Source organism: Enterococcus sp. AMC1251, assembly GCF_058216535.1.
The window spans coordinates 66,397-79,388 of the sequence record NZ_CM177098.1 but is presented as its reverse complement, the minus strand read 5'-3'; the positions used below and the strand labels follow the sequence as shown (position 1 = coordinate 79,388).

Annotated in this window: 5 protein-coding genes; 2 read left to right on the top strand and 3 right to left on the bottom strand. The window is 34.5% G+C overall.

Going from position 1 to position 12,992, the window contains the following annotated elements:
- From AC4BBR_RS00290 to AC4BBR_RS00280, 3 genes are all read right to left on the bottom strand, one after another.
- On the bottom strand, positions 1-1,953 hold the full coding sequence (locus AC4BBR_RS00290; RefSeq protein ID WP_490460620.1) for a DUF3472 domain-containing protein: 1,953 nt from the start codon (positions 1,951-1,953) through the stop codon (positions 1-3).
- 21 nt (positions 1,954-1,974) lie between these two features.
- Positions 1,975-4,398: a putative mucin/carbohydrate-binding domain-containing protein gene (locus tag AC4BBR_RS00285; RefSeq protein WP_490460619.1), complete on the bottom strand. Its 2,424-nt coding sequence runs from the start codon at positions 4,396-4,398 to the stop codon at positions 1,975-1,977.
- A gap of 155 nt (positions 4,399-4,553) precedes the next feature.
- Positions 4,554-5,903: a lytic polysaccharide monooxygenase gene (locus AC4BBR_RS00280; RefSeq protein ID WP_490460618.1), complete on the bottom strand. Its 1,350-nt coding sequence runs from the start codon at positions 5,901-5,903 to the stop codon at positions 4,554-4,556.
- Positions 5,904-6,560: 657 nt separating this feature from the next.
- Here AC4BBR_RS00280 and AC4BBR_RS00275 point away from each other — a divergent pair.
- Both AC4BBR_RS00275 and AC4BBR_RS00270 read left to right on the top strand, forming a co-directional pair.
- Positions 6,561-10,346 carry a putative mucin/carbohydrate-binding domain-containing protein gene (locus AC4BBR_RS00275; protein ID WP_490460617.1) on the top strand — a complete coding sequence of 1,262 codons (3,786 nt, stop codon included), beginning with the start codon at positions 6,561-6,563 and terminating at the stop codon, positions 10,344-10,346.
- 236 nt (positions 10,347-10,582) lie between these two features.
- Positions 10,583-12,622, top strand: a complete 2,040-nt coding sequence (locus tag AC4BBR_RS00270) for a M60 family metallopeptidase (protein WP_490460616.1) — start codon at positions 10,583-10,585, stop codon at positions 12,620-12,622.
- Positions 12,623-12,992: the final 370 nt, after the last annotated feature.

The window sequence follows — 12,992 nt, the reverse complement described above, 5'->3', positions numbered from 1 at the left end:
TTAGATTGGTCTAAATAAACTATTTGCCTTATCCGGTGCCCAGCTTGGGTCTCCGTAATTTGGGTGAGTCGTTACTACGACATAAATTTTTCCTTTATGGCTTACTTTTTCACCCTCTGTATATATGATTGGGTTTGAAAACGAACCAAGCGTCCATTCTCTTATATCATTTGGTATGTCTGAAGATTTTGTGGTTACTTTTAATGGTTCAGATTTTTCAGAAGAAGTTCCATCTTTCCCAATCGCTTCAATTTGATAAGAATAGGTCGTATTTTCTTGTAAATCTGTCTCATTAAATTGATTTTCTTTGCTAGTAGACACTTTTTTTCCATCGCGATAAATAACGTATTCGTCTGCATTGTTCACTTTATCCCATGTTAATTTAACGCTAGAGGTTGTTACTTGTGACGCATTGATATTTTTAGGTGTTTCTGGCTTATTTTCTGTTGGTTCCTGCGGTTTTTCTGCTTTAACCCAGCCGTTTTTCGTTACTTTGTATGTGATAGTTTCTGCTTTTTCCATGGTTGTATCTGTTTGCTTGTCAATAATTGATAAACGACCATTCGCAATATCCCCACCATTAGGTTCTAAATGTGTAAAGGTTAGATAGTCACCTTCTTTGATCGTCATTGTATCTACTTTTGCATTGTACGTGTCTGTTCCTTTGTAAGACTGATTAAAGGTTTGTTTGCCTTTGGCATCTTGAACAGTTACAGATGCATACTCTTTATCAAACATGTAATGAATTGAATCGTTTATAGCCTTAGTTTCTAATCGTCCTTTTTCTGTTTCAAGGTCATGACTAAATACCGCAAATTCTCGATCCTTATATCCTCTAAAATCTACCTCATACTCTTTATCCTTAACGACTTTATCGTTATAGGTAAATACTTTCTGGTTATCAAAAATATCTGTTATAGTCAAATTAACTACATCACTATCTCTTAATTGAACATCACTCGTTACAGTATTTTGGTAAGACGTAATATTATCAATTGTTTTTATTACATTTCCATTCCTATTGACAGTTATAGATGCCTTAAATTGAGGAGCACTTGTTGGTTTTAATTTCCAGGAAGCTTTAAGTTGACCATCCACATAATTTACATTAAAATCCTCTAAATCAATTGATCCTGTGTTGGGTTCTTTAGGTTGATTGATTTTAAATGTTTCTCCAGATCCAATGTTCGAATTTTCTTCTCCGCCAGCTTGCGCCCAAAAATAATCAGAGGTCGCTCCACCATTCCAACTAGTGGATTCTTTATGCTGATTTTCAATTTTCTGTTGATCCCAAGATCTCCATTGTTTATCACTTAAGTTTCTTCCGTAACCATTTTTCATTCTGAAACTACGCTTATCTTTTCTTGTCCCAGCCCAGTCTTCTTGAAACATTGTTTGTCCATGATTAAAATTGACATTTGGAACTGGAAAATCTAAAATTCCTAGTTGCGTCCATTTACCAGTATAGTCTTTTACCCACTGACCATATTTTGTATGATTATTTTCTGTCCAAGATCGGATTAATAACGTATAATATTTCCCTTGTTCCCATGGGTAAATAGTAGAAATTTTACGCCCAGTTCCCTCTCCTCCAAAAGATTCTGTAGATGAATTGGGAGATAGGTATTCCGCTTTAATTGCTTCATTAGTTGAGATGGGATCCCAAATAGAAAAGTGGACTGTTCTTTTATCTGTATGTTGCTGAAAACCAGCGTATCCCCCTGCTTCACTTCCTTGATTCCAATTATGAACTGCCCAATATGTGGCTGCTGGTGTATCTATACCACTCCAGTCGATCATCACAATATCAGAAGGCGCTGAATTAGTAGGTGTAACGTATACACCTGGAGCATTATTATCGGCATAGCTAATTTCCTGCCCAAAACCAAGTGAGCAAAGTGAGATTATTCCTAAAAGGCATAATTTTGAAACTACTTTAGTGCTTTTTTTCATTTTGAATCCTCTTTTCAATCTTTAGGTTAGTCTAAATAAACTATTTGCCTTATCCGGTGCCCAGCTTGAATCTCCATAATTTTGGTGAGTCGTTACTACGACATAAATTTTTCCTTTATGGCTTACTTTTTCGCCCGCTGTATATAAGACTGGGGTTGAAAACGAACCAAGCATCCATTCTCTTATATCATTTGGTATGTCTGAAGATTTTGTGGTTACTTTTAATGGTTCAGATTTTTCAGAAGAAGTTCCATCTTTCCCAATCGCTTCAATTTGATAAGAATAGGTCGTATTTTCTTGTAAATCTGTCTCATTAAATTGATTTTCTTTGCTAGTAGACACTTTTTTTCCATCGCGATAAATAATGTATTCGTCTGCATTGTTCACTTTATCCCATGTTAATTTAACGCTAGAGGTTGTTACTTGTGACGCATTGACATTTTTAGGTGTTTCTGGCTTATTTTCTGTTGGTTCCTGTGGTTTTTGCGCTTTAACCCATCCGTCTTTTGTTACTTTGTACGTGATGACTTCTGCTTTTTCCATAGCTGTGTTTGTTTGTTTATCAATAATTGATAAACGACCAGTAGGAATATCTCCACCATTAGGTTCTAAATGCTTGAAGGTTAGGTAATCGCCTTCTTTGATCGCCATTGTATCTACTTTTGCGTTATACGTTTCTGTTCCTTTGTAAGACTGATTGAAGGTTTGTTTGCCTTTGGCATCTTGAACTGTTACAGAGGCGTATTCTTTATTAAACACATAGTGAATTGAATCGCTTGTAGCTTTTGTTTCTAAACGGCCTTTTTCTTCTGATAAATCGTGGCTAAATACCGCAAATTCTCGATCCATGTATCCTCTAAAATCTACCTCATATGCTTGATCAATTTCAATGGGTTCTTCTGGTTCCTGCGGTTTTTGCGCTTTAACCCAGCCGTTTTTCGTTACTTTGTACGTGATAACTTCTGCTTTTTCCATGGTTGTATCTGTTTGCTTGTCAATAATTGATAAACGACCATTCGCAGTATCCCCACCATTAGGTTCTAAATGCTTGAAGGTTAGGTAGTCGCCTTCTTTGATCGCCATTGTATCTACTTTGTTATTGTACGTGTCTGTTCCTTTGTAAGACTGATTAAAGGTTTGTTTGCCTTGGCTATCTTGAACGGTTATAGATGCATACTCTTTATCAAATACGTGATGTACTTGTGTACCCGTTGATTTCGTCTCTAAACGACCTTCCCCTTTGGTTCTATCATTTGTGAACGCCGCAAACTCTCGGTCATTGTATCCTTTGAAAGAAACGTCATAGGCATTTTCTTTCTCTACTGGAGGAGCATTTTCATTCACTGAAAAGGTCGTTTCTCTTTCTTCTAACCATTTATCATTTTTAAAATCTCTTAGTTTCAAGGTAACGTCACTATCTTTTACAGATACTTGATATGCAGCTCTTTGCCCTTTAAAGTCTGGAAGATCTACTACATGACCATAATCTCTAGGGTATACCTTCAGATTTTTAATATTATTATGCACATGTCCCGTAAATATAACTGACTGAGGATACCCTCTTAATACCTCTTTTAATGCTTCCTCACCATCGAAGTCTCTTTCAGGAAAGTCTAGCGGAAATTGATCTTTATAATAAATCGTATCTGCAAGTGTTTGATCTCCCGTTCCTTTAAATGTTTGATGGATTTGAATAAATATCGGTTTATCTGGGCTTGCATCTACTTTTAATTGTTCCTCTAACCAAGCTACTTGTTCTCTTGAGATATAGGCTGCATCCTTCAAATCTAATTCCGTATTTAACCCAATAAAATGGTACCCATCAATCCATCTACTCCAATATAGTTGACCTTTAGGTACATCTCCCATATATTGGCTATTCCATTTTAAATATCTATCTTTATATTCTTGTGAATTAGATTGCCAACGAGCTTCGTGATTTCCTAAAACAACCAATGGTTCAACAACATTTGATTCTGCTAATACGTTATAAAAGTTAGTATACTCTGCTTCAGAACCATTATCTGTGTTATCACCATCGAATAATGTTGCAGCACTCTGTGGAGAGAGATACTTAAAGTCCTCTAAGGAATCTTCAAAATATTGCATTTTTTCTCTGTTTCTCTCCATATGCACATCGCTATAAATATTAAATTGAATATCACGCTCCATTGAGGTGCTTAATGTATCTATGGTTTGATTGACTCTATTAATTGCTCGTGCAGAAGCTTCCTTTTCAGATGTATTACTCAAAATTTCTACTTCTTTTAGTGTATTTTTTTTTAAATTTTCAGCTTCTTTGTTTGTTGTTGGCATGTTTCTTAGCTCTGTTATTTTTTCTGAGAGTGTTTGATCTATTTTAGGACTAGCATTCACTTGCATTTTGTTCATACAAACCGCAGCGATGATTATTAATAATAAAATAAAACTTCTTTTTTGCTTCATTTTATCCTCCTCTCTTATTAACCTATTTCAAAATTTATATGATTTAAATGAATGATAACTATACTTATTTCTTTAGTGCACCTTAAAAAGATTTGCGCCTAAAAGATCTTTCCTTTAGGCGCAAATCTGGTGTTAGCGTTCTGCTAAAATTACCCTTAGCTGAATAAAGATTGTGCAATACCCGGTGCCCAGTTTGAGTCCCCGTAATTTTGGTGTGTAGTTAGCACCGTATAAACTTTTCCATTATGTGCTACTTTTTCACCTGCTGTATATAAAATTGGATTTGAAAATGAACCGACTTTCCATACTTTTGTATCATTTGGTGTTTCTTGTTCTTGTTTTTGTTTTGTTTTCACTGTGAATTCTTCACTGGTATCAGAGACATTGCCACCGATACTAATTGCTTTTACCGTATATTTGTAAGTCGTATCTGATTTTAGATTTGCATCCATAAATCTTGTTTTATCCGTTGTTGTAATTTTTGTCCCATCTCGATAAACATCATATTCTTTCACACCTAAAAAGTGAGTTGAAGCATTCCACATTAAATCAACAGATGTTTCAGTAGTTCCCATAGAGTGAAGATTAGTTGGCGCTGTTGGCTTTTGATTATCTGGTGTCTCTGAAGATTTTGTTGTTACTTTCAAAGTCTCAGATTTTTCAGAGGTGCTACCATTTTTCCCAACAGACTCTACTTGGTAAGAATAAGTCGTATCTTCTTTTAGATCGGTCTCATTGAATTGATTTCCACTAACAGTAGAAACCTTTTTACCATCGCGATAAATGTTATATTCCTGCGCATTATCCGCTTTATTCCAAGTCAATTTAAGTGTAGAAGTTGTGACTTGTGATGCCTCTAAATTTTTAGGCGTTTCTGGATCTTTTTCTTCTGGCGGAGTGATACTTCCACCAGAGGTTAAATTAGCATCAACAACTTGATAAAATGCATTTTCTGTATCATAAACATCCCATACAGCCAAAATAACATGATATCCAGAATGATCTGTTGGAATATCTATTTGATGTACCTTATTGTTTTCCGAGCTTGATTTGTCATGTTTTATTTCACCAATTTTTTCAAATGCATCTCTTTTTAGTGGTTCTTCAGGATTCCACCCATTTTTAGTAATATAATAATGCCACTTTGATGTACTGTGATTAGCAGTATAATTCCATTTGAAATTATTTGGACCTGTCTTCATTTCTTGTTTTTTCCAACGATTACTTCCAGTGCTATCTAAAACAAAATCTCCAACTGCTCCGTTTGCTGAAGCAATGTGACCATCAGGAGGTCCAGCTTGTGGGAATCCTTTTTTTGCTTCTAAAGACTGAGGTTCATATATTACTTTCCCATACATTCCCAAATCGTTATCAAGCGTTCCTTGATAACTACGGCATATTGGTGATTCTATGTAACCGTGAGCTTCTGATTGTTCAGAAAATAGTAGAGTAAAACCTCCCATGATACTTATTGTGAGTGCAGGTAAAATAATTCTTTTTTTCAATTAACTCTCTCCGTTTCTTTAATTATATTTTTGTTCTTCGCAACACAAAACATTCTACATCCTTTCTTAATAAATAACAACATAAAATTTAAAAAATATATAATATCTATTTTAAAAGTAAAATATGCACTCCGAGATATATATTGCATATGGATTATATATATATATTGTAATTAAATAAAAAATACAAATCTTTTATAAATAACAACAAGATAATAAAGAAAATCGTTTTTTTTCATTGACAGTCTTTCTAGAACAACTTAAACTTTATTTGATTTAGAAATACTTATTAGCAGATTCAAGAGATCCAAAGGTTGTGATAAAGAGCCACAACTGGAAGGTTTTCTTTAGATAGGATATGTGTAAAACTATTTTTTATCTTATCAATTAGAAACGTACTCAAAAAGCATTTGTATATCGAATTATACAGATTGCTTTTAAGCGACAAGCGTTATGTACGTGCACTTTTCTTTCGATAATTCTTGAGCATTTATTTTTCGCAGTAATTCATTTTTGAAAACATCTAACGAATCAACGAAACCTTCCTAAAGATTTTTAAGTGCATCTGATTATCTATCTGTAAGTATTATGTTTTACTTGAATATACTAGTAATATCTAAATCATTTGATAAAAAATAAGAACTGAGGGGTAATGCAATGAAAAAACGGCTTTATTTAGCAGGCATGCTAACGTTAATTTGCGCAGGAGCGCTTGCCTTTGAATCCAACGCGGATGCACAAGGACAAAAGGAAATACGACAGATTGAAAAAAACAATGAAGTTGGAACAAAAAATCTATACTCCTTAAAAAGAAATCCAGCTTTATCAAAATCTGGTACATCAAGAGGGGTAAATCATGATAAACAAGATATTGGTTTAATCTTAAAAGCAGGTTCTGCAATTGAGGTTAGACAAAAAAATCCAAAATTTACACAAAATATACGGATGGACTTATTAACAAATGGTGAAAAGTCAGAAAATAGTATGACATTCAACTCATCTTGGCAATCTTTAAAAACAAATCACGATACTGCTGTTTTTTTTGAAACGCCTTTCGATGTAACAGAAGAAGCTCAAATAGAATACAAAATTTCGGGTGAAACAGTCCCGTTACCTATCTATGAACGTGGACAGGATGAAAATAATTTTTTTAATACTTGGGATCAAACTCAAGCAAATTTAGGATTGATAAAATCTTCTAAGATGCAAATGCTAGTCCCTAGCCATTTAAAACCAAACATAAAAAATTTAAAGGATTTCTCATCTCTTGATGAACTTATTACGCACTACGATCAGGTATTTAATTTTGCTGATTACAATTTAGGATTGGATAACTCTAACGAATATAACAAAGTAGTTCCGAGTAAATATTTCATAAAAGAAGATAAAGATACTAGTGCTGGTGGGTATTACGGATCTCGATATACCGTATCTCACTCTTTGGAAGAGTTTTGGCTTCCAGAAGTTCAATGGGGACAACTGCATGAAATCCATCATGGATATCAACCAAACTATAATAGTAAAGGAATTTTTACTGGAGAAGTTTCTAACAATTTATATAATGTGCATTATTTAAAAAAATATCACGGTAAACAAGTAGTAGAAAATAATTGGTTATTTAATTACGGACGCAAAGGAGAATGCGACAACACTATAGAAGCAGCTTTAAACAGCGGTACACATTATTCCAATTTAGGTAATGGTCATCGCCCTGCCCTAATTCTTTTAACAATGCTTGATCAAAAAGCTGGGGATGATGCATTGAGACATCTGAATCAAGTCCATCGTCAATCATGGGGAAATGGTACGCACGAAAACCTTAACTATCAAGATCGACTAATTCAATCTTATGGAGAGTTTAGTGGGTTCGATTTCACTCCGGCTATTCAAAATTGGAATGTCGATGTTGACAAAGATATTTCGAAAAATAGTCGCGATAAAAACTATAGACCGGTTGCTCATTTAGATCACGTTGTACCCAAAAACAGACAAAATGAAGTTATGGAATCGTTTGATAAAAAAGAGAGGCTTTCTTCCCGTTTCCAAGTCGTTGACAATGACGATATTGCTTTCTTAGGACTAAAAGGCAATGTGACTATTCGCTTTGGTCAGTCTCTTGGGAAAACTCTAGATGGTGAAACAGTTTCACTAAAAGACGGAGATAAAACAGTCGCTTCAGCTACTGTATCTAATAATTCTGTCGAGTTCAAAGAGATTCCTAATGGTGTATATTCTTTAAAAACTCCTGAAACCCCTTATAACCTAACCAACCATTATGCTTATGTCAAAGATAAAGAAAATGACTTATCAATTGATGAAGAAAATATTAACACATTTGAATTTTTAGGATTAAGCGACGATCATTTTGCAAGCTTAAAAATCAATTCTATAGAAGATAGATACTTAGACTTTCAAAAACTAAAAGAAGAACCTCACTACTATTTTAAAAACGAAAAATATGCGGGTGTTGCTGTCCATAGAAACAATGAAATCATTTATAGCAAAAATATAAATGGTGATGATGCATCCCTATACAATCAAAAAGTACCTCTTCAAACGAATGATGTTATTGAGATTTACCATAATGAACCGCAAAACCGTTTGTTATCGAGCGATAAGTCTTTAATAGACAATCAGAAAAAAACACAATATTTACAGATGATGGATAACCACCTGAAACGAATTTCAAGCTCAACTCCTGAAGAACCTGTAGAGAAGGAAAATACTTATGACGTTTCCTTCAAAGGATACAATGACCGAGAATTTGCGACGTTCACACATGATAGAACCAAAGGGGAAGGTCGTTTAGAGACGAAATCAACGGGTACAAAAGTACATCACGCATTTGATAAAGAGTATGCATCCATAACCGTTCAAGATAGCCAAGGCAAACAAACCTTTAATCAGTCTTACAAAGGAACAGAAACGTACAATAACAAAGTAGATACAATGGCGATCAAAGAAGGCGACTACCTAACCTTCAAGCATTTAGAACCTAATGGTGGGGATACTGCGAATGGTCGTTTATCAATTATTGACAAGCAAACAGATACAACCATGGAAAAAGCAGAAGTTATCACGTACAAAGTAACGAAAAACGGCTGGGTTAAAGCGCAAAAACCGCAGGAACCAGAAGAACCCATTGAAATTGATCAAGCATATGAGGTAGATTTTAGAGGATACATGGATCGAGAATTTGCGGTATTTAGCCACGATTTATCAGAAGAAAAAGGCCGTTTAGAAACAAAAGCTATAAACGATTCAATTCATTACATGTTTGATAAAGAGTATGCATCTATAACCGTTCAAGATAGCCAAGGCAAACAAACCTTTAATCAGTCTTACAAAGGAACAGACACGTACAATGCAAAAGTAGATACAATGGCGATCAAAGAAGGCGACTACCTAACCTTCAAGCATTTAGAACCTAATGGTGGAGATATTCCTACTCGCCGCTTATCAATTATTGACAAGCAAACAAACACAGCTATGGAAAAAGCAGAAGTCATCACGTACAAAGTAACGAAAAACGGCTGGGTTAAAGCACAAAAACCGCAGGAACCAGAAGAACCCATTGAAATTGATCAAGCGTATGAGGTAGATTTCAAAGGATACGCAGACAAAGAATTTGCGAAGTTTAGCCACGATTTATCAGAAGAAAAAGGCCGTTTAGAAACAAAAGCTACAAACGACTCAATTCATTACGCGTTTAATGAAGAATACGCGTCTGTAACAGTTCAAGATGCCAAAGGCAAACAAACCTTCAATCAGTCTTACAAAGGAACAGACACGTACAACGCAAAAGTAGATACAATGGCGATCAAAGAAGGCGACTACCTAACCTTCAAGCATTTAGAACCTAATGGTGGAGATATTCCTACTGGTCGTTTATCAATTATTGATAAACAAACAAACACAGCTATGGAAAAAGCAGAAACTATCACATACAAAGTAACGAAAAACGGCTGGGTTAAAGCACAAAAACCGCAGGAACCAACAGAAAATAAGCCAGAAACACCTAAAAATATCAATGCGTCACAAGTAACAACCTCTAGCGTTAAATTAACATGGGATAAAGTGAACAATGCAGACGAATACGTTATTTATCGCGATGGAAAAAAAGTGTCTACTAGCAAAGAAAATCAATTTAATGAGACAGATTTACAAGAAAATACGACCTATTCTTATCAAATTGAAGCAATTGGGAAAGATGGAACTTCTTCTGAAAAATCTGAACCATTAAAAGTAACCACAAAATCTTCAGACATACCAAATGATATAAGAGAATGGACGCTTGGTTCGTTTTCAAACCCAATCATATATACAGAGGGTGAAAAAGTAAGCCATAAAGGAAAAATTTATGTCGTAGTAACGACTCACCCAAATTACGGAGACCCAAGCTGGGCACCGGATAAGGCAAATAGTTTATTTAGACCAATCTAAAAATGATTTAATCCCTGAATTCTCCAACTCTTTTAAGCAGTGCATCATCTTCACGAAAATAGTTGTACTAGAAAGCAAATACTACAACAAAATTATTGAACCACCATAAAGATTACAATGTAAAAAATATACCGATAGGAGGATTTGTTCCGTCAAAAATTGTAACATTTATAGATAGAAATAGTTGTCTCCTCTAGCTATTTCTATCTATAGACTTTTGACGACAAAAAAAATCAATGAATTCAAAAAAACTAATATATTTAGGTATGGTACTATCTTTTAGTACTTTACAAGCTCAAATTGCATTTGGAGAAGAACAAAATAGCTCTCAACAACAATTCGCACAATCATCGTTTAATTCTGATAATAACCAAAAAAAAGCAGTCATTACCAAGGAATTTCTTGGTAGAGGAGATGAAGAGAAAGAACGCATTCGCCAATGTAGAACACTACGTTATTCCCGATTAGAAACAAGTGGACTGTACGCTCAAAAAGGGGATGTACTAACAATTGACGTGAATAATCAAGAGTCATTAACATTAGTTATAGGATCACCAGAAAGAAATGTAGAAAAAAAATATAATTTAAAAATAGGATCAAATACCATTACTGTAGAAAATGAAGGTCCGATTTATATAATCAACCCAAATAATGAAGGTAGCGCCACTGTAACAATCTCTGGTGCAACAGGAGTGATGCCTTATTTCGATTTAAATAAAACTTCTGTACCAGATTTCCAACAACAAATGAACGAGGCAGAAAACAAAGCCAAAGACGTTCAATTAGTGAGTAACAAAGCCATTATAACCGTTAGTTATGAAAAGGCAAAAAAATATTTGGATGACCCGAAAGAGCTAATGGAAAATTATGACAAATTTTTGCTTGCTCAAGATAAAGTTTCAGGAATCAAGGACAATGGCAGAGAGGCAAATCGCCCAGATCGGCATTTTCAACACTTTGTAGAAATAAATAGAATGTACATGCTTACCACTCATGAATATATGGGATTCAATGGAGATGCTGCTCTCACCCGATTATTGAAAGCTGATGGTTATTGGGGATGGGGTATTTGGCATGAAAGTGGACATCAAAGACATCAGAGCCCTTGGAAGTGGAGCGCCGTAACAGAATCTGTGGTAAACATTTATTCAATGGCTGCTCAAGAAGCATTCAATGGCAGAGTGACTTGGCTTGATTCAATCTATCCTAAAATGCACGTCTATCTTAATCAAGAAAATAGAGAGTTTAATTCACAAAGTGATGAAGTTAAAGCGGCAATGTTTGGACAATTATCCAATACATTTGGACCTAATTTCTACCCTATTCTTCATCAACACTACCGCGAAAATGAACTAGCATATTCAGAAAATAGTGATCGTATGAAATATTTCATTTTAAATGTTTCTGATATTACTGGCTATAATATGACTCCTTATTTTGAAAAGTGGGGATTTCAAGTTTCTTCCGATATGAAAGACAAAATGAGTAAATACCCTTCTTTACCTGAAGATATCTGGAACAATGATAATAAAGTGACTAAGAAATTACCTATGAAAATGTTTGAATCTGTAGCTCTTTCTGATTCAAGTGTGAAAGTGACATTAACAGATTATGATACAGATATCTACAAAGATCAAAAGCTTATTTTACTAAAAAACGGCGAAATTATTTCTGAACTAGATAATCATAAAACAAATAATAGTTCCCTTTCTAAAAATGTATGGGAAACAAACGTTACGCTCTCCCACTCAGATACAGTTGAAATTAAAGTCCAAAATTCCGACGGCACCTTCTCTTTGTATAAGGGAAATATAACATCCGATGTACCCGATAACCAAAAGCCAACATCCCCAACTAATTTAAGCGCCACAGAAACAACAGAAACATCGATTGATCTGATGTGGAATGCTTCAAGTCACCCATCAGGTATCAAAGAGTATGACGTTTATCGAGATGGAACAAAAATTACAACAACAGATAAAACAAACTTTAAAGATACAGGTTTAAAAGCAGATACAACATATAAATACACAATAAAAGCAGTGAGTGTTAATGGAAATACCTCAGATAGTAGTGAGCCACTATCAATCAAAACAAAACAAAAAACACCTAGCGATACTAAAGAGTGGACACTCGGCTCATTTTCAAATCCTGTCTTATATACAGCAGGTGAGAACGTAGTCCATAACGGAAAAGTTTATACGGTACTAAATACACATCAAAATTACGGAGACCCAAACTGGGCTCCAGGTATTGCGCATAGTTTATTTAGATAAAAACAATACTAAATAGTCAAAAAATAAAAATTAAAAATAAATTGCTACTATAAATAACCATTTCTAATTCTACATCACTAAAAATATGAAAGATACTTGCTACGTATCAAGATTATAGAGGGTGCGCAAAACTATTCTTTAGTTTTGTCTCACTCTCTTCTTGACTGCAAGACTGATGCCTTATTCATTTATTTCTATACAGCAACCTAGATGGATCTCTAGGTACATTTACATCTAGAAAGTAATTCCCCTTAGATTTGGGAAACTTTTTTACAAAATAAATACGATACCCCTAGGGATACCGTATGATAATAATTAATCAGATGATAATAACATTTCAAACTCTAAGGATGGAATAAAAGTATAATCA